This is a genomic window from Hydrogenophaga sp., assembly GCF_011772445.1.
Taxonomy (GTDB): Bacteria; Pseudomonadota; Gammaproteobacteria; order Burkholderiales; family Burkholderiaceae_C; genus Hydrogenophaga.
This window is the reverse complement of the sequence record NZ_WVZN01000042.1, coordinates 111,235-131,697: the sequence shown is the minus strand read 5'-3', so window position 1 is coordinate 131,697 and position 20,463 is coordinate 111,235. Positions and strand designations below refer to the sequence as shown.

17 protein-coding genes are annotated in these 20,463 nt (G+C 69.6%); 7 read left to right on the top strand and 10 right to left on the bottom strand.

What is annotated here, in order from left to right:
* The first annotated feature begins 170 nt into the window (after positions 1–170).
* The 3 genes from GTO19_RS17070 to GTO19_RS17060 all read left to right on the top strand — a co-directional run bounded on the left by GTO19_RS17070 (position 171) and on the right by GTO19_RS17060 (position 4,071).
* Positions 171–1,121, top strand: a complete 951-nt coding sequence (locus tag GTO19_RS17070) for a DMT family transporter (protein ID WP_291018937.1) — start codon at positions 171–173, stop codon at positions 1,119–1,121.
* Positions 1,122–1,126: 5 nt separating this feature from the next.
* Complete coding sequence (locus GTO19_RS17065; protein WP_291018934.1) at positions 1,127–1,924, top strand: SDR family oxidoreductase; 798 nt, start codon at positions 1,127–1,129, stop codon at positions 1,922–1,924.
* Between the two features lie 218 nt (positions 1,925–2,142).
* Complete coding sequence (locus tag GTO19_RS17060) at positions 2,143–4,071, top strand: methyl-accepting chemotaxis protein (RefSeq protein WP_291018931.1); 1,929 nt, start codon at positions 2,143–2,145, stop codon at positions 4,069–4,071.
* Here GTO19_RS17060 and GTO19_RS17055 read toward each other — a convergent pair.
* Positions 4,063–5,007, bottom strand: a complete 945-nt coding sequence (locus GTO19_RS17055) for a DMT family transporter (protein ID WP_291018928.1) — start codon at positions 5,005–5,007, stop codon at positions 4,063–4,065. The genes GTO19_RS17060 and GTO19_RS17055 overlap by 9 nt on opposite strands.
* A gap of 127 nt (positions 5,008–5,134) precedes the next feature.
* Between GTO19_RS17055 and GTO19_RS17050 the strand changes: the two genes are divergently transcribed.
* A complete protein-coding gene (locus tag GTO19_RS17050) occupies positions 5,135–6,127 on the top strand; it encodes a quinone oxidoreductase (protein ID WP_291018925.1) in 993 nt (330 codons plus the stop codon).
* Positions 6,128–6,133: 6 nt separating this feature from the next.
* On the opposite strand, the gene GTO19_RS17045 is transcribed toward GTO19_RS17050, so the two are convergent.
* The 4 genes from GTO19_RS17045 to GTO19_RS17030 all read right to left on the bottom strand — a co-directional run bounded on the left by GTO19_RS17045 (position 6,134) and on the right by GTO19_RS17030 (position 12,001).
* Positions 6,134–7,285: an aminotransferase class V-fold PLP-dependent enzyme gene (locus tag GTO19_RS17045; protein ID WP_291018923.1), complete on the bottom strand. Its 1,152-nt coding sequence runs from the start codon at positions 7,283–7,285 to the stop codon at positions 6,134–6,136.
* 65 nt (positions 7,286–7,350) lie between these two features.
* Positions 7,351–7,875 carry a signal peptidase II gene (lspA, locus tag GTO19_RS17040; protein WP_291018921.1) on the bottom strand — a complete coding sequence of 175 codons (525 nt, stop codon included), beginning with the start codon at positions 7,873–7,875 and terminating at the stop codon, positions 7,351–7,353.
* Positions 7,875–10,820 (bottom strand): isoleucine--tRNA ligase, encoded by a 2,946-nt coding sequence (ileS, locus tag GTO19_RS17035; RefSeq protein WP_291018919.1) that lies wholly within the window; start codon positions 10,818–10,820, stop codon positions 7,875–7,877. The genes lspA and ileS overlap by 1 nt, the downstream gene beginning before the upstream one ends.
* A gap of 116 nt (positions 10,821–10,936) precedes the next feature.
* A complete protein-coding gene (locus tag GTO19_RS17030) occupies positions 10,937–12,001 on the bottom strand; it encodes a bifunctional riboflavin kinase/FAD synthetase (RefSeq protein ID WP_291018918.1) in 1,065 nt (354 codons plus the stop codon).
* 157 nt (positions 12,002–12,158) lie between these two features.
* Between GTO19_RS17030 and GTO19_RS17025 the strand changes: the two genes are divergently transcribed.
* Complete coding sequence (locus GTO19_RS17025) at positions 12,159–12,716, top strand: HNH endonuclease (RefSeq protein ID WP_291018917.1); 558 nt, start codon at positions 12,159–12,161, stop codon at positions 12,714–12,716.
* 19 nt (positions 12,717–12,735) lie between these two features.
* Here GTO19_RS17025 and GTO19_RS17020 read toward each other — a convergent pair whose 3' ends face one another.
* Together GTO19_RS17020 and GTO19_RS17015 are read right to left on the bottom strand one after the other, a co-directional pair.
* Positions 12,736–13,851, bottom strand: coding sequence for an acyl-CoA dehydrogenase family protein (locus GTO19_RS17020; RefSeq protein ID WP_291018915.1), 1,116 nt, complete (start codon positions 13,849–13,851; stop codon positions 12,736–12,738).
* A gap of 10 nt (positions 13,852–13,861) precedes the next feature.
* Positions 13,862–15,043 carry an acyl-CoA dehydrogenase family protein gene (locus GTO19_RS17015; protein WP_291018913.1) on the bottom strand — a complete coding sequence of 394 codons (1,182 nt, stop codon included), beginning with the start codon at positions 15,041–15,043 and terminating at the stop codon, positions 13,862–13,864.
* Between the two features lie 146 nt (positions 15,044–15,189).
* Between GTO19_RS17015 and purN the strand changes: the two genes are divergently transcribed.
* Entirely contained in the window at positions 15,190–15,795 is a 606-nt protein-coding gene (gene purN / locus GTO19_RS17010) for a phosphoribosylglycinamide formyltransferase (protein ID WP_291018912.1), read from the top strand.
* Between the two features lie 31 nt (positions 15,796–15,826).
* Here the strand turns inward: purN and GTO19_RS17005 are convergent, their stop codons facing one another.
* From GTO19_RS17005 to GTO19_RS16995, 3 genes are all read right to left on the bottom strand, one after another.
* A complete protein-coding gene (locus tag GTO19_RS17005) occupies positions 15,827–16,441 on the bottom strand; it encodes a LysE family translocator (RefSeq protein WP_291018910.1) in 615 nt (204 codons plus the stop codon).
* 84 nt (positions 16,442–16,525) lie between these two features.
* Entirely contained in the window at positions 16,526–17,344 is an 819-nt protein-coding gene (locus tag GTO19_RS17000) for an AraC family transcriptional regulator (RefSeq protein ID WP_291018907.1), read from the bottom strand.
* Entirely contained in the window at positions 17,341–18,960 is a 1,620-nt protein-coding gene (locus GTO19_RS16995; RefSeq protein ID WP_291018904.1) for a peptide chain release factor 3, read from the bottom strand. Before GTO19_RS16995 ends, GTO19_RS17000 begins: the two co-directional genes overlap by 4 nt.
* Before the next feature lie 114 nt (positions 18,961–19,074).
* On the opposite strand from GTO19_RS16995, the gene GTO19_RS16990 reads away from it, so the two are divergent.
* On the top strand, positions 19,075–20,346 hold the full coding sequence (locus GTO19_RS16990; RefSeq protein WP_291018902.1) for an RsmB/NOP family class I SAM-dependent RNA methyltransferase: 1,272 nt from the start codon (positions 19,075–19,077) through the stop codon (positions 20,344–20,346).
* Positions 20,347–20,463: the final 117 nt, after the last annotated feature.

Sequence of the window (20,463 nt, the reverse complement as noted above, 5' to 3'; positions counted from 1 at the left end):
CTGCGTAGCGAAATAAAGGAGGAGGACGGCGCAGCCGTCCGGGGGACATTCGCGGAGCAGTGCACCCAGTGGCCGCGAGCACCCGCGAGGTGCAGCGAGCGAAACGCCACAAGCGCCCAATAGCCCACAAGAAGGGCGGCTCATGCAACGCCACAGATAATCAAAGGCTCATGTCGCGCGACCCCCACCCCCACCTCGCCTCCGGCCTCCTCCTCGCCATCCTCGGCTCCATCGCCTTCAGCGGCAAGGCCATCATCGTCAAGCTGGCGTACCGCTACGGGGTGGACGCGGTCACGCTCATCATGTACCGCATGCTGTTCGCGCTGCCGCTGTTCCTCGCGCTCACCTGGTGGTCCACCCATCGCCCCGGCCTGGAGAAAAAGCCCGAGCCCCTCACGCGGCGCGACTGGCTGGGTGTGCTGGGCCTGGGCCTCACCGGCTACTACCTCGCCAGCTTCCTCGATTTCTGGGGCCTGGAGTACATCACCGCCAGCCTCGAACGCCTCATCCTCTACCTCAACCCCACCCTCGTGCTGCTGCTCGGCTGGCTGCTGTACCGGCGCCGCATCAGCGCGCTGCAGGCCGTGGCCATGGCCGTGAGCTACGGTGGTGTGCTGCTGGTCTTCGGGCACGAACTCGGCGAACAAGGCCCCGACGCCGCCCTGGGCGCCTTCCTCGTTTTCGCCAGCGCCATCAGCTACGCCATCTACCTCGTCTACAGCGGCGAGCTCGTCAAGCGCCTGGGCTCCACGCGCCTGGTGGGCCTGGCCACCACCATCGCCTGCGTGCTGTGCATCGCGCAGTTCGGGTTGCTGCGCCCCCTGTCTGCAGCCAACGTGGCGCCCGAGGTGATCTGGCTGTCGCTGCTCAACGCCACGCTGTGCACCTTCGCGCCGGTGCTCATGGTCATGATGGCCATCGAGCGCATCGGCCCCGGGCTGGCGGCGCAGACCGGAATGATCGGTCCGATGTCGACCATCCTCATGGGCGTGTTCATTCTGGGTGAGCCGTTCAACGGCTGGATCATCGTCGGCACGGTGCTCGTGCTCTCGGGCGTGTTCCTGGTGACGCGCTTCGGCGCGGGCAAGGCCGCGGCCCCCACCGTCAAAACTGGAGATTGAAGAACATGGATCTGGGCATCAAGGGCAAATGGGCGCTGGTGGGCGGCGCCAGCAAGGGCCTGGGGCTGGGCTGCGCGCAGGCGCTGGCGGCCGAGGGCGTGAACGTGGTGATGGTGGCGCGCGGCGCCGAGGCGCTGCAGGCCGCGGCGCAGGCCATTACTGCCGCATACCCGGGCGTGCAGGCGCTGCCGGTGGCGGCCGACATCACCACGGCCGAGGGGCGGGCGGCCGTCTTCGCCGCGGCCGGTGGCCCTGGCAAGGCCTTCGACATCGTGGTCACCAACGCGGGCGGGCCCCCACCGGGCGACTTCCGCCAGTGGGACCGCGACACCTGGATCGCCGCGCTGGACGCCAACATGCTCACGCCCATCGAGCTGATCAAGGCCACGGTCGACGGCATGATCGAGCGCGGCTTCGGGCGCATCGTCAACATCACCTCGGGGGCGGTGAAGGCGCCGCTGCAGGTGCTGGGCCTGTCCAACGGTGCGCGCACCGGGCTCACGGGCTTCGTGGCTGGCCTGGCGCGCAGCGAGATCGCCGCGCGCGGCGTGACCATCAACAACCTGCTGCCCGGCGCCTTCGAGACGGACCGCCTGCGCACCACGCTCGGTGGCCTGGCGCAGAAGCAGGGCAAGAGCTACGAGGCCATCGCCGACGGCCGACGCCAGAACGTGCCGGCCAAGCGCTTCGGCGAGCCGGGCGAGTTCGGCGCCATCTGCGCCTTCCTGTGCAGTGCGCAGGCGGGTTACATCACGGGCCAGAACGTGCTGGCGGACGGCGGCGCCTACCCGGGTACGTTCTGATCCCGCGCCCGGCGAGCGGGCGTCGCGCCCGCTGACGGTGCTTGCACCGTCGCGGCGCAATTCGCGCACCAACGCCGGGCAAAGGCGCGCCGCTTTGGTGAATGCGGCGCGCAGCGCTCAATTCGGCGGGCGAGGCGTCGATAGGCCGGACACACGGGTCCGATCGCGGCAAGCGCCGCGCACGGGCCCCGCCCCCGACACGACCGGACGCCGCCCCAATGACTTCCTTCATCCAGAACCTGCGCCTGGCCCGCAAGCTCATGCTGCTCGGCGCCATCGCCGCGCTGCTGGTTGCCGTGCCGCTCACCGCCTACGTGCGCAACGCGCTGTCCGACCTGGACACCATCGCCACCGAACGCGCCGGGCTGGCGCCCTCGCACGCTCTGCTGGAGGTGGTGCGCCTGGCGCAGATCCACCGCGGCATGACGGCCACCGTGCTGGGCGGCAAGGCCGACGCGGAGCCGCAGCGCCAGGCGCGCGCGGCCGAGCTGCAGAAGGCGGTGCAGGCCTTCGATGCGATGGTGGGCGGTGGGATCGGCGATGCGCGCATCCGCGCCGACTGGCAGCGCGGCAGCCAGCAGTGGCAGGCGCTGTCGCAGGCCATCGGCGCGCGCGGTCTCACGGCCGCGGAGAGCTTCGCGCGCCACACCGAGATGATCGCCGGCTTCATCGAGCTCAACGACCGGGTGGCCGACCACTTCGGCCTGACCGCGGACCCGGAGAAGGCCACCTACTTTCTCATCATCGGCACGCTGCAGCAGATGCCGCGCCTGACCGAAATGCTGGGCCAGGCCCGTGCGCGTGGCTCGGCGCTGCTGGTGCGCATGACCGCCACGCCCGAGGAGCGCGCCGAAGTGGCCAGCCTGGCCGAGCGGGCCCGCGTGGGCGTGCGCGAACTGGGCATCAGCCTGGAGAAGTCCTTCGAGCAGGACGCCACCATCAAGGCCCGCCTGGAGGCGCCGCTGAAGCAGTCGCGCGCCACGTTCGAAGGCGCGACCCAGCTCGCCCGCGAGCAGATCGTGCAGGCGCAGGCGCTGCAGTACGCACCGGCCGACTATTTCAAGGCCACGACGCAGGCCATCGACGGCATGTACGCGCTGAGCGACACGGCCGCCAAAGAGCTGGACGCGGCGCTGGGCCAGCGTTACGCGGCGCGCCGCACCGAGATCGCCGTGGTGCTGGGCGCCATCGGCGCGCTGCTGGCGGCGGGCCTCGCGTTCGCGTTGCTGATCGGCCGCTCCATCATCCGGCCGGCCGAACTGGCGCACGAGGTGGCGGTGCGGGTCGCTTCCGGCGACCTGAGCCAGGCCGTGCCCGAAGGCGGTCGCGACGAGATGGGCCGGTTGCTTGCGGCCATGGCGCGCATGCAGGGCGCCCTGACCCAGGTGGTGGGCAGCGTGCGCGGCAACGCCGAGGGCGTGGCCGCCGCCAGCTCACAGATTGCGCAGGGCAACAACGACCTCTCCGCCCGCACGGAGCAGCAGGCATCGGCGCTGCAGGAGACCGCCGCCTCGATGGAAGAGCTGAGTTCCACCGTGAGGCTCAACGCCGAGAACGCGCAGCAGGCCAACCAGCTCGCCATCAGCGCGTCCGCCGTGGCCACGCAGGGTGGCGACGCGGTGGCGCGCGTGGTCGACACGATGAAGGACATCAACGACAGCTCGCGCCGCATCGCCGACATCATCAGCGTCATCGACGGCATCGCCTTCCAGACCAACCTCCTGGCGCTCAACGCCGCCGTGGAGGCGGCGCGCGCGGGCGAGCAGGGCCGTGGCTTCGCGGTGGTGGCCGGCGAGGTGCGGAACCTCGCCCAACGCAGCGCGGGCGCGGCGCGCGAGATCAAGGAGCTGATCCAGCAGAGCGTGGAGCGCGTGGAGCAGGGCTCGGCCCTGGTGGATCAGGCTGGCAGCACCATGGGTGAGGTGGTGGGCGCCATCCGCCGCGTGACCGACATCGTGGGCGAGATCAGCGCGGCCAGCCGCGAGCAGAGCGAGGGCGTGTCGCAGGTGGGTGAGGCCGTGACGCAGATGGACCAGGCCACGCAGCAGAACGCCGCGCTGGTGGAGGAGAGCGCCGCCGCCTCGCAAAGTCTGAAGCAGCAGGCCGCGCAACTGGTGAGCGCGGTGGCGGCCTTCCGGCTAGGCTGAGGCCTTCTTGCCGCGCGACGAGATCAGGATGCCGCCGACGATGAGCGCGAAGCCCGCCAGGTGGTACCAGCGCGGCAGCTCACCCAGCATCGCGGCCGACAGCAGTGCCGCGAACAGCGGCGTGAGGTTGGTGAAGAAGCTGGCCACGGCCGGTCCCACGCGGGCCACGCCAGCGCCCCAGCACCGGTAGGCCAGCACGGAGGGGAAGATGGCCACGTAGGCCAGGGCCGCCAGCAGAGGCCAGCCCCAGTCGATGTGCAGATCGGCCGGCGGCAGGTAGACCCATTCGGCCGCGGCCAGCGCGCCCGACCACACCAGGCCCAGCGCCACCTGCGCCATCAGGAAAGCGGCCCAGTCGCCCTTGATGTCGGGCGGGTCACCGCCTTCGGGCGGGCGAACCAGCAGCCAGCTGTACCAGGACCACACCAGCGTGGCCAGCAGGATCCAGCCGTCGCCCGGCACCAGTTGCACAGCCAGCAGGCGGCTGAGGCTGCCGCCCGACAGCACCACCGCCACGCCGCACAGCGAGAACGCGGCCCCCAAGGCCGCGCGCCGCGACACCGGCACACCGTAGAGCACGCGCCCCACCAGCAGCATCCACACCGGCATGCTGGCGGCGACCAGGGTGACGTTCATGGGCGTGGACGTGCGCAGCGCGAGGTACTGCAGCGCGTTGTAGCTGCCCACACCCAGGGCCCCCAGCAGTGCGAAGCGCCGCCAGTTGGGCCACAGGCTGCTGCCCGGGCGAAGCACCCAGGCGGCCAGTGGCAGCAGCACCAGCAAGGCCAGCACCCAGCGCAGGAAGTTGAGCGTGCTGGGCGGCACGGTCTGGTTCATCAGCCGCCCCACCACCGCGTTGCCCGCCCAGAACAGCGGCGGCAGCACGAGCAGGGCGATGGTGGATGGGCTCAGCCGGCCAGGGGGTGCAGCGGACATGGGGCGCGACTGTAGCAAGCGCGGGAAGACCTGCCGGTGCGCGGGGGCGCCCCGGCCATGGGCGGGACAGGCGCGCGATTCGTGGCAGCATCGCCCCCGATTTGCCTCACACGAACAGGAGACACCCATGAGCACCAGCAGCCGCGCCGTCCGCATCCACGCCAACGGCGGCCCCGATCAACTCGTGATCGACACCGTGGACGTGGGCGAGCCCGGCCCGGGCCAGGTGCGCATCCGCCACCACGCGATCGGCCTGAACTTCATCGACGTGTACCAGCGCACGGGGCTCTACCCCTTCCCCATGCCGCTGTCGCTGGGCATGGAGGGCGCGGGCGTGATCGAGGCCGTGGGCGAGGGGGTGACGCACCTGAAGGTGGGCGACCGCGCGGCCTACGCGTCCAACCCGCCGGGCAGCTACAGCGACGCGCGCGTGATGCCGGCGATGAACGTGTGCAAGCTGCCCGACGCGATCGACTTCGAGACCGGCGCGGCCATGATGCTCAAGGGCCTCACGGCGCAGTACCTGCTCAAACGCTGCAAGCCGGTGGAGGGCCTGGAGGCGGGCGACTTCGTGCTGTTCCACGCGGCGGCCGGTGGCGTGGGCCTGATCGCCTGCCAATGGGCCAAGGCACTGGGCTTGCGGCTGATCGCGACGGCGGGTTCGGCCGAGAAGTGCCAGCTCGCACTCGATCACGGTGCCGAGCACGCGATCAACTACCGAACCGGGGACTTCGCCGCGCGGGTGAAGGAAATCACCGGCGGGCAGGGCGTGAAGGTGGTGTACGACTCGGTGGGCAAGGACACCTGGGACAAGTCGCTGGACTGCCTGCGGCCGTTCGGTCTGATGCTGAGCTTCGGCAACGCCTCGGGCCCGGTGCCGCCGTTCGCGCCGGGCATCCTGGCGGGCAAGGGTTCCCTCTACGTGACGCGTCAGACGCTGTTCTCGCACATCAACAACCGCGAGCGCACGCAGCAGATGGCCGACGACCTGTTCGACGTGGTGGTGAGCGGGAAGGTGAAGATCCGCATCGACCAGCGCTTTGCGCTGACGGATGTGCGGAAGGCGCACGAGAGCCTGGAAGCCCGCGCGACGACGGGCTGCACGGTGCTCTTGCCCTGAGCGGTCTCAGGCCGCTCGGGCTTGCGGCAAGGGCGCGACGCGCTGCAGGGCGGCTTCCAGGCGCGCCACCGTCGCCGGCACGTCGTGCCACTTGTCCAGGCCGAACAGGCCGATGCGGAAGGTCTTGAAGTCCGCGCCTTCGTCGCACTGCAGCGGCACGCCGGCGGCGGTTTGCAGGCCCAGGGCCAGGAAGGCCTTGCTCGACTGGACCTCGGCGTCGGTGGTGTGGCTCACCACCACGCCCGGGGCCTTGAAGCCCTCGGCGGCGACGCTGGGGAAGCCGTGGCGTTCCACCACGTCCCGCACGGCCTGGCCGAGCGCGATCTGTTCCTGGCGCACGCGCTCGAAGCCATAGGCCTCGGTCTCCAGCATGGTGGCGTGCAGGCGGGCCAGGGCGTCGGTGGGCAGCGTGGCGTGGTACGCGTGTCCGCCGCCTTCGTAGGCCTCCATGATCTGCAGCCACTTCTTCAGGTCCATGGCGAAGGTGGTGCTCTGCGTGGCGTCGATGGCCGCCCGCGCGCGCTCGCTCAGCATCACCATCGCGCAGCAGGGCGAGCTGCTCCAGCCCTTCTGCGGCGCGCTGATGAGGATGTCCACGCCGGTGGCCTTCATGTCCACCCACATGGCGCCGGAGGCGATGCAGTCCAGAACGAACAGGCCGCCCACGGCGTGCACCGCGTCGGCCACGGCCTTGAGGTAGTCGTCGGGCAGGATCATGCCGGCTGCGGTTTCCACGTGCGGGGCGAAGACGAGCGCGGGCTTTTCACGCGCGATGGTGGCCACCACCTCGTCGATGGGCGCGGGCGCCCAGGGAGCTTGCGCGCCCTTGTGCTGCGGGCGTGCCTTCATCACCGTATGGCTGGCAGGAATGGCGCCCATGTCGAAGATCTGCGTCCAGCGGTAGCTGAACCAGCCGTTGCGGATGACCAGCACGTGCCTGCCGTGCGCGAACTGGCGCGCCACCGACTCCATGCCGAAGGTGCCGCTGCCAGGCACCAGCACCGCCGCGTGCGCGCCATAGACGCGCTTGAGCAGGGAGGAGATGCCGGTCATCACGCCCTGGAAGCGCTTGGACATGTGGTTGAGCGCGCGGTCGGTGTAGACCACCGAGTACTCGAGCAGGCCGTCGGGGTCGACGTCGGGCAGCAGGCCGGGCATGGGTGTCTCCTCGGGAATGGAGCGGGCATTCTGTCATCGCGCGGCCGCCGCCGCGAGGGCCGGCGCTAAAGGGCCTTGGCGGCGCGTGACTTCCGCACGCGCAGGATCTCGTCGAGGATCAGGCAGGCCGCGCCGATGGAGATGAAGGTGTCGGCCAGATTGAAGGACGGGAAGTGCCCGCCCGGGAACAGGCCCGCGAGGAAGGACCAGTGGAAGTCCAGCCAGTCCACCACGTAGCCGTGCACCAGGCGATCCAGCACGTTGCCGATGGCACCGCCCAGGATGCACGAGAGCGCGAAGGCAAAGAGCTTTTGCCCCGGGTGGCTGCGCAGCATCCAGACGATGAACACCGAGGCGGCGATGCCGATGGCGGTGAAGAACCAGCGCTGCCAGCCGCTGGCGCCGGCCAGGAAGGAGAAGGCCGCGCCCTCGTTGTGCACACGCACCACGTTGAAGAAGGACGTGACGGTGACGCTGTCGCCCAGCGCGAAGCGCGCCAGGATGAGCCACTTGGTGATCTGGTCGAGCGCGAAGGCCAGCGCGGCCAGGCCCAGCCAGGGCGCGATGTCGCGCAGGCCCGCGCGTGCCATCAGGCCACCGTGCGGGTTTCACCCGCGCCGAAGAGGTTGCTGGTGCAGCGGCCGCAGATCGTGGGGTGGGCCGAGTCGTGGCCCACGTCCTCGCGGTAGTGCCAGCAGCGCTCGCACTTGGGCGCGGTGGCGGGCGTTACGTTGACGAAGAGCACGCTCGGCAGGTCGTTCAACACCTCGTTGACGCGCAGGTCCTCGACGCTGAGCAAGCCCAGCGACGCAATAGCCGACTGTGCCGCATCGGTGCTGGCATCGACGGCCGTTGCGGCTGAAGTGATGAAGACGAACTTGAGGTCATTGCCCAGCGAGCGCAGATCCTCCAGCAATCCGCGATCGGCGTAGATGTCGACCTGTGCCTGCAGCGACGAGCCGACGGCGCCGTTCTGGCGCAACAACTCGATCTTCCTGTTCACTTCGTTGCGAATGTTCTGCAGGCGCGCCCACTTCGCCAGCAGGCCTTCGTCGGCCGGCGGCAGGTCGGCCCAGGTCTCGAAGAAGATCGAGCCCTTGTTCGCCGTGCCCGCGAGCACGGGCCAGGCCTCTTCGGCCGTGAAGCTCATGAAGGGCGCCATCCAGCGCAGCATGGCGTGCGCGACGAGGTGCAGCGCGGTTTGCGCGCTGCGGCGCGCGTGGCTGTCGGGGGCACTGGTGTAGAGCCGGTCCTTGAGCACGTCGAGGTAGAAGGCGCCCAGGTCTTCGGAGCAGAACACCTGCAGCTTGGCCACCACGGGGTGGAACTCGTAGCGTTCGTAGTGGGCCAGCACCTCGGCCTGGAACTGCGCTGTACGCGCCAGGGCCCAGCGGTCGATCTCGAGCAGTTCGTTCAGCGGCACGGCGTGCTTCGCGGCGTCGAAGTCGCTCAGGTTGGCGAGCAGGAAGCGCAGGGTGTTGCGGATGCGGCGGTAGGCGTCGACCACGCGCGCGAGGATCTTGTCGTCGCCCGCGATGTCGCCCGAGTAATCGCTGGCGGCCACCCACAGGCGGATGATCTCGGCGCCGAGCTTCTTGTTGACCTCCTGCGGGTCGATGCCGTTGCCGAGCGACTTGCTCATCTTGCGGCCCTGGCTGTCCACCGTGAAGCCGTGCGTGAGCAGACCGCGGTAGGGCGCGCGGTCGTTGAGCGCGCAGCCCAGCAGCAGGGAGCTGTGGAACCAGCCGCGGTGCTGGTCATGGCCTTCGAGGTACAGGTCGGCCTCGGGCCCTTGCGCGTGGAAGGCGCCATTGGGGTAGGCCTTGGCGTGGCTGCCGCGCAGCACGTGCGAGAAGGTGGAGCCCGAGTCGAACCAGACCTCGAGGATGTCGCTGCTCTTGTCGTAGTCCGGCGCGTCGGCGGCGCCGAGGATCTCTTCGGTGGTGACGCGGCTCCAGGCCTCGATGCCGCCCTTCTCGACGATGTCGGCGGCCTGGTCGAGGATCTCCATGGTGCGGGGGTGCAGCTCGCCCGTGGCCTTGTGCAGGAAGAAGGGGATGGGCACGCCCCAGCTGCGCTGGCGCGAGATGCACCAGTCGGGCCGGTTGGCGATCATGTCGCGCAAGCGGGCGCGGCCGTTCTCGGGGTAGAAGCCGGTGTGGTCGATGGCCTCGAGCGCGGTCTGGCGCAGCGTCTTGGGTGCCTTGTCCTTGGTGAACACGCCTTCGCCTTCGTCCATGCGCACGAACCACTGCGCGGCGGCGCGGTAGATCACGGGCGTCTTGTGGCGCCAGCAGTGCGGGTAGCTGTGGCTGATGCCCACGGTGCTCATCAGGCGGCCGGCGGCCTTGAGCGCCGCGATGATCAGCGGCACGGCCTTCCAGATGTGCTGGCCGCCGAAGAGCGGGAAGTCGGCCGCATAGACGCCGTTGCCCTGCACGGGGTTGAGGATGTCCTCGACCGTGAAGCCGTTGTTGATGCAGGAGTTGAAGTCGTCCAGGCCGTAGGCGGGCGAGGAGTGCACGATGCCGGTGCCATCGCTGTCGCTCACGTAGTCGGCCAGGAACACGGGCGACAGGCGCCGGTAGCCCTTGTCGGCGTCGTACAGGGGATGGCGGAAGTTCAGGCCGCCGAGGCGCTCGCCCGTGGTGGTGGCGATGACCGTGCCCTCCAGACCGAAGCGCTCCAGGCACTTCTCGACCAGTGACTCGGCCAGCACCAGGCAGCCCTTGGGTGTGTCGACCAGGGCGTAGGTGAGTTCGGGGTGGGCGTTGAGCGCCTGGTTGGCGGGGATGGTCCAGGCGGTGGTGGTCCAGATGACGGCGAAGCCGCCTTTGCCGGCCGGCAGGGCGTTCAAACCGAAGGCGGCGGCCAGTTTCGCCGCGTCATCGGTCTCGAAAGCCACGTCCAGTGTGTCGCTGTTCTTGTCGGCGTATTCGATCTCGAACTCGGCCAGCGAGCTGCCGCAGTCGAAGCACCAGTACACCGGCTTGAGGCCGCGGTAGACGAAGCCGCGTTCGATGACGCGCTTGAAGGCGCGGATCTCGCCGGCCTCGTTGGCCGGCGCCATGGTGAGGTAGGGGCGCTCCCAGTCGCCCAGGATGCCCAGGCGCTTGAAGTCGGTGCGCTGCTGGTCGATCTGCTCGGTGGCGTAGGCGCGGCTCCTGGCCTGCATCTCGTCGCGGCTGAGGTTCCTGCCGTGCTTTTTCTCGATCGCGTTCTCGATCGGCAGACCGTGGCAGTCCCAGCCGGGGATGTACTGCGCGTCGAAGCCGGCCAACTGGCGGCTCTTGACGATCATGTCCTTGAGCACCTTGTTGACGGCGTGGCCCATGTGGATCTGGCCGTTGGCGTAGGGCGGGCCGTCGTGCAGCACGAACAGGGGGGCGCCGCGGCGCGCGTCGCGCAGGCGCTGGTACAGGCCTTCATCGTTCCATTGCTTCACCCAGCCCGGCTCGCGCTTGGGCAGGTCGCCGCGCATGGGGAAGGGCGTGTCCAGCAGGTTGACGGGGTAGGCGTTCTTGGTCTCGGACATGGTGATTCGCGTGTTGGCTTCGACAAGCTCAGCCCGAGCGGGGGAGCGCGTGTGCGAGAGATTCAGCAGCCGTTCGCCCTGAGCTTGTCGAAGGGCAGCGAGCGGGCCTTGGCCCGTCAAATTCGGTCGCGGGTGGTCTGCCGGTGCGTGCGGCCATGCATGGCCTCGAAGAACGCACGCGCGTCGGCGACGTCCTTCGCGATGCCTTGCGTGAGGGCATCAAGGCTGTCGTACTTCAGCTCGTCGTGCAGTTTGTGCAGCAGTTCCACCCGCACGATTTTACCGTAGGCCTCCCCCCCGGGCAGGCTGGCGGACAGGCCTGCGGGCCAGTCCAGGCAATGGGTTTCGAGGAGCACGCGCCCGCCGTTGACGTCGTCCGGGTCGAGCGACGGGCGCACGCCCAGGTTGGCCACGCCGCGCAGGGGCTCGGCCCACAGGCCGTGCACCAGCACCGCGAAGATGCCGCTGGCGGCCGGCTTCCAGTGCGCGAAGCGCAGGTTGAGGGTGCGAAAGCCGTCGCCCTTGCCAGGCGCCGATTCGGCCAGCGCCCGCCCGAGCTTGCGCCCGTGCACCACGTGACCGCTGATGGCGTAGGGCCGGCCCAGCAGCGCGGCGGCGTCGTCCATGCGGCCCTCGGCCAGGGCATCGCGCACGGCCGAGCTGGACACGCGCAGGCCATGCACCTCGTAGCTCTGCATGCGCGCCACGTCGAAGCCCAGCCGCGCGCCAGCGGCGTCGAGCATGGCGTAGTCGCCCACCCGCTGGGCGCCGTAGCGGAAATCGTCGCCCACCAGCACGTACTTCACACCCAGGGTGCCGACCAGGGTGTCCTCGATGAAGGAGGTGGCGGTCTGCGAGGCCAGGCGTTCGTTGAAGGGCAGGATGACGCAGCGATCGACCCCGCAGCGGTGCAGCTCCTCGAGCTTGTCGCGCAGGGTGGCAATGCGCGCGGGCGCGAGTTCGGGTTTGCGGTGGCGGGCCGCGAAGTAGTCGCGCGGGTGCGGCTCGAAGGTCATCACGCAGCTGGGCACTCCGCGGTGGCGTGCTTCGCTCTGCAGCAGCGCCAGCATGGCCTGGTGGCCGCGGTGCACGCCGTCGAAGTTGCCGATCGTGAGGGCGCAGCCGCGCAGACTCTCGGGCGTGCCATGGGGGCGGTTTTGCAGGCCGCGGAGGATTTGCATGGGTGGGGCGCCTGGTTTTGTCACATCGCGGGGGCTTGTCCCGCATGGACACGTTCTTTCATCAAAGATTGTTATATTGGCACACGAAAACGCAGGCCCCGGGGCCCTTGGCGGTTCCGGGTTCTTCCAGTCGCTCGATTGCACGAAGGAGCCGGTTTTGAAGGTCTTGAAACTCTCGGCGCAGGGACTTCCCCAGTCCTGGATCAGCCTCGAAGAAGCCGTGTTGCACTACGCGGCGGAAGAGGTGCGCTGGGAGGTGGGCGCCGAGATCGCGGTATTCCACGGCGGACACAACGCCGTCACCGGTCTGCAGTCGGTGATCACGGTGAACTCGATCATCGGCACCCAGGGCGTGCCGCGCATCAACCCCTTCGAGCTTCGACCGACGCTCACGAACCAGAAGCTGTTCTCGCGCGACCGCAATGTCTGCGCCTACTGCGGCCACCACTTCCACGAGGAAGACCTGACGCGCGAGCACATCGTGCCCTTCGGCCAGAACGGGCGCGACATCTGGATGAACGTGGTCACGGCCTGCAAGTCGTGCAACCACCGCAAGGGCAACCGCACGCCGGAGCAGGCGCACATGCCGCTGCTGTACGCGCCCTACGTGCCCAGCCTCTGGGAGGACTTCATTCTGCGCAACCGCCGCATCCTGGCGGACCAGATGGAGTTCCTGATGGCGCACCTGCCGAAGTCGTCGCGGCTGCACGCCTAGGGCGCGCAGCCGCGCCCGGTCAGGCGAACACGCCAGCCGTGTCTTGCATGCGGCTCGACACCTCGCCCAGGTGGTGCAGGGTGTCGCCGAACGTCATCTCCAGCTGCGTGAGCTTCTTGAAGTAGTGGCTGCCGATGTACTCGTCGGTCACGCCGATGCCGCCGTGCAGCTGCACCGATTGCTGGCCGATGAAGCGCATCGCGTTGCCCAACTGCACCTTGGCGCGGGCCATGGCGGCGCGGCGCTCGTGCGCCGGGGCGTTGAGCTTGAGGCTGGCGTAGTAGCTCATGGAGCGCGCGAGCTCGAGCTGCATCTTCATGTCGGCCACGCGGTGGCGCAGCGCCTGGAAGCTGGCGATGGCCACGCCGAACTGCTTGCGCGTGTTCATGTAGTCCACGGTCAGTGCCAGCGTCTGGTCCATGGCGCCCACGCCTTCGGCGCAGGCGGCGGCGATGCCGATGTCCACCGCATGCTCCAGCGCGGTCTGGCCATCCGCGCTGACGAGCACCGCCGGGGCCTTGTCCATCGTCAGGTTGCCCGCGCGGCTGCCGTCTTGCGTGAGGTGGCCCGTGGTCGTCACGCCGCTGGCCTTGGCCTCGACCAGGAACAGGGCGGGCCGGCCATCGGCGGTGGCGGGCACCAGAAACGCGTCGGCGCGATCGGCCGCGGCCACGAGGTGCTTCTGGCCGGACACCGTCCAGGCGCCGCCCGACTGGCTGGCGGTCGTGGCCACGCGGTCGAGCCGGTAGCGCGCGCCGCGTTCCTGCAGGGCCAGCACCACCAGCGCCTCGCCGCTGGCGATGCGCGGCAACCAGGCAGCCTTCACCTCATCCGTCCCATAGGCACCGATGACGCCGCTGGCGATGAGGGTCTGCGCCAGCGGCTCCAGCACGATGCCACGCCCCAGCTCCTCCATCACCACCATGGCCTCCACCGGGCCCATGCCCAGGCCACCGTGGGCCTCATCCACGTAGAGGCCCGCCAGGCCCAGTTCGGCCAGTTCGGTGACGACCGCGCGGTCGAAGCCGCCGGCCTCGACGATGGCGCGGCGTCGCTCGAAGCCATAGCCCTTTTCCACCCACTTCTGCACGGCGTCGCGCAGGGCGATCTGGTCGTCGGAAAAATCGAAATCCATTCCTGTCTCCTCAGCCGAGCACGGTTTGCGCCACGATGTTGCGCTGCACCTCGTTGGAGCCGCCGTAGATCGTGGTCTTGCGCATGTTGAAGTAGGTCGAGGCCAGCGGCGCATTGGCCACCACGCCGCCGGGGAAGTCGCCCTGCCAGCCGGCTTCCATGGCCTCCTCGATGAAGGGCAGGCTGTAGGGGCCGGCCGCCAGCATCATGAGTTCGCTGTAGCGCTGCTGGATCTCGCTGCCGCGGATCTTGAGCAGGCCGGCGATGTCCAGCGAGTTCTTGCCCGACTTCTCGGCCGAGAGCACGCGCAGCACCAGCATTTCCAGCGCCACCACGTCCACCTCCAGCAGCGCGATCTGGTCGCGGAAGCGGCTGTCGTCCCACACGCCCTCGGCCTTGGCAATGCGCTTGAGGCGCTCCAGCTCGCGCTTGGCCCGGTTCACGTCGGCGATGTTGGTGCGTTCGTGGCTCAACAGGTGCTTGGCGTAGGTCCAGCCCTTGTTCTCCTCGCCGACGAGGTTCTCGGCCGGCACCTCGACGTTGTCGAAGAAGACCTCGTTGACCTCGTGCTCGCCGTCCAGCAGCTTGATGGGGCGCACGGAGACGCCCTTGGACTTCATGTCCAGCAGCAGGAAGGAAATGCCGGTCTGCGGTTTGCCCTCGGTGCTGGTGCGCACGAGGTTGAACATCCAGTCGCCATACTGGCCCAGGGTTGTCCAGGTCTTCTGGCCGTTGACGATGTACTTGTCGCCCTTGCGTTCGGCGCGGGTCTTGAGCGAGGCCAGGTCGGAGCCCGAGCCCGGCTCGCTGTAGCCCTGGCACCACCAGACCTCGCCGCTGGCGATGCCGGGCAGGAAGCGCTCCTGCTGTTCCTTGTTGCCGAAGGCCATGATCACGGGCGCCACCATCACGGGGCCGAAGGGCACGATGCGCGGCGCCCCGGCCAGGGCGCATTCCTCTTCGAAGAGGTGCTTCTGCACCGCGTTCCAGCCCGGACCGCCGAACTGCTTGGGCCAGCCGTAGCCCAGCCAGCCCTTCTTGCCCAGGATCTTCGCCCAGCGCTGCATGTCGTCGCGCGTCAGGCGCAGCGCGTTGTGCACCTTGTGGCTGATCTCGGCGGGCAGGTTGGCGCGCACCCAGGCGCGTATCTCGTCGCGAAACGCCTGCTCCTCAGGCGTGAAGGCCAGATCCATCGTGTGTCTCCTCGGCAGGGGCGCTCAGGGCCCCGGGTTGCGTGACGGGCAAGTTTACGCACGACCGTTCGTTTTTGCGTGTCGAGGCGGCGACAAGGCGCCAGCCGGGTCGATCGCCCGTGCCGGCCTCATTACACTCCCGGCCCATGCCAGCGCCCCCAGCCCGCCCGATCGTCATCCTCATCTCGGGCAGCGGCTCGAACATGGCCGCCCTGGTGGAGGCGTCGAAGCGGGCCCGCTGGGGAGAGCGCTTCGGCGCGGGCGTGGTGGCGGTGCTGAGCAACCGGCCCGACGCCGCCGGCCTGGCCTGGGCCCGCGAGCAGGGCCTGGCCACGGCGGTGGTCGACCACAAGCAGCACGCCGACCGCGAGGCCTTCGACGCCGCACTGATGGCCGCCATCGACGCCCACGCGCCCGCCCTGGTGCTGCTGGCGGGCTTCATGCGCATCCTCACGCCGGGCTTCGTGCACCACTACGAGGGTCGGCTGCTCAACATCCACCCCAGCCTGCTGCCGGCCTTCACGGGCCTGAAAACGCACCAGCGCGCCATCGAAATGGGCTGCCGCTTTGCGGGCGCCACGATCCACCGCGTGACCAGCGAGCTCGACCACGGCGAGATCCTGGAACAGGCGGTGGTGCCGGTGCTGCCGGGCGACACGCCCGAGTCGCTGGCGGCCCGGGTGCTCACGCAGGAGCACCTGATCTACCCGCGTGCCGTGGAGCGGGTGCTGGCGTCCACCCCCTCGCCCTGAGCGAAAGGGCCGGGGTGAGGGCTCCGCGCGCTCAGCGCTCGCTCGTGGCGAGCTTGGCGGCCATCAGCGCGAAGGCGGCCGAGAAACCGCGCCGCAGCCCGTTCTGCGTGCGCGGCGAGGCCAGCACGCGCTGGCGGAAGGCGTCGGCGAGCGCGCCGTAGGCCACGAACACGCCCAGCGTCATCGCCATGAACACCGCGCTCAGCACGGCGAACTGCCGCATCGGCGCCGGGTCGGCCGGGTCCATGAACTGCGGCAGGAAGGCGAAGAAGAACAGCGTCAGCTTGGGGTTGAGGGCGTTGAGGAGGATGGCCTTGCCCATCAGGCGCTGCGGCGAGTGAGCGGGTGCCGCCCGGTCGGCGGCGAAGGCCGAGCGGTCGCGCCACGTGGCCCAGGCCAGGTACAGCAGGTAGAGCACGCCGGCCAGCTTGAGCAACTGGAAGGCGAGGGCGCCCGCGTGCATCACGGCGGCCAGGCCCAGGGCGGTGGCCGCCATGTGCGGCAGGATTCCCAGGGTGCAGCCCAGGGCGGCGTAGGCGCTGGCGACGCGCCCCTGCGACAGGCCGGTGGAGACGGTGAAGAGCACGCCCGCGCCGGGCGTGACCACCACGACGGCGGAGGTGAGGAGGAATTCGAGGCTGGGCATGCGGGTTTCCGGGTTCGACGCGCGGCCGCGCGGATGCGGGCCTGTGGCGAATCGTGGCGAGCCGCGCCCCAGGGGTCTTGAACGCTATTGCAGCCAGGCCCTTTGCCAGGCGCCGGGCGTGTAGCCGAAGCAGCGCAGGAAGTGCCGGTGCAGGTGGCTCTGGTCCGCGAAGCCGCAGGCCTGGGCCGCCTCGCTCAGGGGCGTGCCGGCGGCGATCAGGGTCCGCGCCCGGCCCAGGCGCTGCTGCTGCAGCCAGGCAAAAGGCGGGAGGCCGTGAGCGCGGGCGAAGTGCCGCACGAGCTGGAACCGCGAGAGGTTCGCGAGGCGCGCCAGGGCATCGAGGCCGGGCGGCGCGTCCAGGCCATCGAGCAGGCACTCCCGCACGCGGGCCAGCGCCTGGTGGTCCAGTCCGGTGGCGGACCCGTTCGGCGGGCGGTTGCCGTGCCGCTGCACGATCAGGCCGCAGGCACCGGTCAGGGCCTCCTCCCACAGGGCCGCATCGGGCGCGGCGCCATCGCTGCTCCAGAACCCGAATACCCGGCGGATGGCCGCCTGCAGCAGGGGGTCGTCGAACACCGGTTGCGCGATCTCGTGCCCGGGGCGCAGATCGGCCATGGCGGCCATGGCTTCGAGGCTCACGTGGACCATGCGCCAGCGGCGCGCCGATTCGCCCATGGGCACGCCGTCGTGCACCTCGCCGGGGTTGGTGGCGATCACCTGGCCGGCGGTGGCCAGCACCGGGCCGCGTCCGCTGGCCGTGCGGTGCGCGCCCTCGTCCATCACGCCGAAGCCGAAGCTGTCGTGCCAGTGCCGGCCGAAGCCGCGTGCGCTGTGCATCAGCACGGCGTGCACGCCGGGCAGGGGCCCGGGTCGCACCTGGACGTGGTGGACGGGTGGCTTCACATCGACTTGTGGAACACCAGCCCCGCGTGCTCGCGCATGGCGTGGAATTTGATCTTGGGCCAGTTGGCCTCCACCGCGCGCAGCGTGGCCATGTGGTCGAGCAGCACGGTGGGTGCATCCACCGCGTCCAGCGCCACCCGGTGCGCGTTGGCGTCGATGAAGCGCTTGAGCTCCTGCTCGCCGCCGTCCTCGGGCGCGCAGGTGACCCAGCGCGCCACGTTGTACGAACTGCCGGTGATGCGCGCCTTGACGCCGTACTCGTGCTCCAGGCGATGCGCCACCACCTCGAACTGCAGTTGGCCGACGGCGCCCAGCAGCAGCACGCTGCCGGCCACCGGTCGGAAGACCTGGATGGCGCCTTCCTCACCGAGCTGCGTGAGGCCGGCGCGCAACTGCTTGCTGCGCAGGGGGTCGGCCACTTCCACGCTGCGGATGATCTCGGGCGCGAAGAAGGGCAGACCGGTGAACTGCAGGGCCTCGCCCTCGGTGAGCGTGTCGCCCAGCTGCAGCACACCGTGGTTGGGGATGCCGATGATGTCGCCCGCGAAAGCTTCGTCGAGCAGCTCGCGGCGCTGCGACAGGAAGCTCACCACCGTGTTGGGCCGCAGCTCCTTGCCGCTGCGCACCACCTTCAGGCGCATGCCGCGCTCGAAGTGGCCGCTGGCCACGCGCACGAAGGCAATGCGGTCGCGGTGCGCCGGGTCCATGTTGGCCTGGATCTTGAAGACCACGCCGCTGAACTTGCGCTCGGCGGGCTCGACCGTGCGCTGGATCGCCGGGCGCGGGCCGGGTGGCGGGGCCAGGTCCACCAGGGCGTCGAGCACCTCGCGCACGCCGAAGTTGTTGACGGCCGAACCGAACAGCATGGGCGTCTGGTGGCCTTCGAGGAAGGCCTGCTCGTCGAAGGCCGGCGATGCGCCGGCGACCAGTTCCAGTTCGTCCTTCGCCTGCGCGAACTCGCTGCCGAAGCGCGAGGCGCTCTCGGGGTTGTCCAGGCCGGCCAGCACCTCTTCTTCGCCGCCGCGCTTGTCATCGCCAGCGGCGAAGACGCGCATCTGCTCGGCGCGGCGGTCGTACACGCCGCGGAAGGTCTTGCCCATGCCTACCGGCCAGGTGAAGGGCACCACCGTCATGCCGAGTTCGCGCTCGATCTCGTCCATCAGGTCCAGCGGCTGCTGCACCTCGCGGTCCATCTTGTTGATGAAGGTGATGATGGGCGTGTTGCGCGCGCGGCAGACCTGCAGCAGGCGGCGCGTCTGCGGCTCCACACCGTTGCCCGCGTCGATCACCATCAGCGCCGCGTCCACCGCGGTGAGCACGCGGTACGTGTCTTCGGAAAAGTCCTGGTGGCCGGGCGTGTCGAGCAGGTTGATGACGCAGTCGCGGTATTCCATCTGCATCACGCTGGACGCAACCGAGATGCCGCGCTGCTTCTCGATTTCCATCCAGTCGCTGGTGGCGTGGCGCGCGGCCTTGCGCGCTTTGACGCTGCCGGCGATGTTGATCGCGCCGGAGAACAGCAGCAGCTTCTCGGTGAGGGTGGTCTTGCCCGCGTCGGGGTGGGAAATGATGGCGAAGGTGCGGCGACGGCGCACCTGGTCCTGGATTTCAGACATAGCCGTCGATTATCGAGCCCCCACGCTCCGCCGCTTCGCGGGTCGCTTCCCCCCGAGGGGCGCGTTTCGCCTTGGGGCGGCCCGGCGGCGAAACCGGTCGCGGACAATCCCCCCATGCACCCCAAAGCCCTGCTCGACGAATGCGCCACCCTCATCGAGGCCGTGTTCCGTTTCGATCACCCCGCCGACGCCGTCGTTGCCCGTCATTTCCGCGAGAACAAGTCGCTCGGCCCGCGCGAGCGCGGCACCCTGTCCGACACCGTCTACGCCGCCTTGCGCGAACGATTGAAGTTCGAGTGGCTGGCGCGCTCCGGCAGCGGCTCCAAGTGGCGCCGCCTGGCCATCCTGGGCTTTTCGGGTGACCGCGACTTCCTCAAGAGCGCGCTGAGCGAGCCCGAGAAGGCCTGGCTGGACGCCTGCGCCAAGGTCCGCGAGGACGACTGGCTGGCGCCGCATCGGCACAACCTGCCCGAGTGGTTGGCCCATGCCCTGCGCGAGCAGGTGGGCGACGAATTCGATGCCCTGGCCGCCAGCCTGTTGCAGCCCGCACCGCTGGACCTGCGCGTGAACGTCCTCAAGACCCGCCGCGAGGCCGCGCTGGCCGCGTTGCACGGCGCCGGCCTGAAGGGTGAGCCCACGCCGCATTCGCCCTGGGGCATCCGCCTGGAGGGCAAGCCCTCGCTGGCCCGCCTGCCAGCGTTCACCAACGGCGAGCTCGAGGTGCAGGACGAAGGCTCGCAACTGCTCGCGCTGCTGCTCGACGCCAAGCGAGGCGAGATGGTGGTGGACTTCTGCGCCGGCGCCGGCGGCAAGACCCTGGCCATCGGCGCCACCATGCGCAACACCGGCCGTCTCTACGCCTTTGACACCTCGGCCCACCGGCTCGACGCGCTCAAGCCGCGTCTGGCCCGCAGCGGCCTGTCCAACGTGCACCCGGTGGCCATTGCGCACGAGCGCGATGAGCGCATCAAGCGCCTGGCCGGCAAGATAGACCGCGTGCTGGTCGACGCGCCATGCTCGGGCCTGGGCACGCTGCGCCGCAGCCCCGACCTCAAATGGCGCCAGACCCCCGAGACGGTGGCCGCGCAGGCGACCCTGCAACGCGCCATCCTGGACAGCGCGGCACGCCTGCTCAAACCGGGCGGCCGGCTGGTCTATGCCACCTGCAGCCTGCTGCGGGAAGAGAACGAAGACGTGGCCGAAGGCTTTGGCGCTGGCCACCCCGCCTTCGAGGCGGAGCCCGTCGCGCCGTTGATGCAGGCGCTGCGGGTGCCCGATCCCGGGGCCTTGTGCGGCGGCGGTGATGGTGAGCGCTTCCTGCGCCTGTGGCCCCATCGGCACCTGACAGACGGCTTTTTTGCCGCCGTCTGGCGGAAAAAGGCTTGATCGGGGTCAATTGGCCCTGAAGTTACGGGCACTTCAAGCCTTCTGAGCGGATCTAGCGCTTGGTGGGGAGACACCCCCCGCCTAAAATCCTGCCTGCGCCGCCCGCCTGCCCCGGGC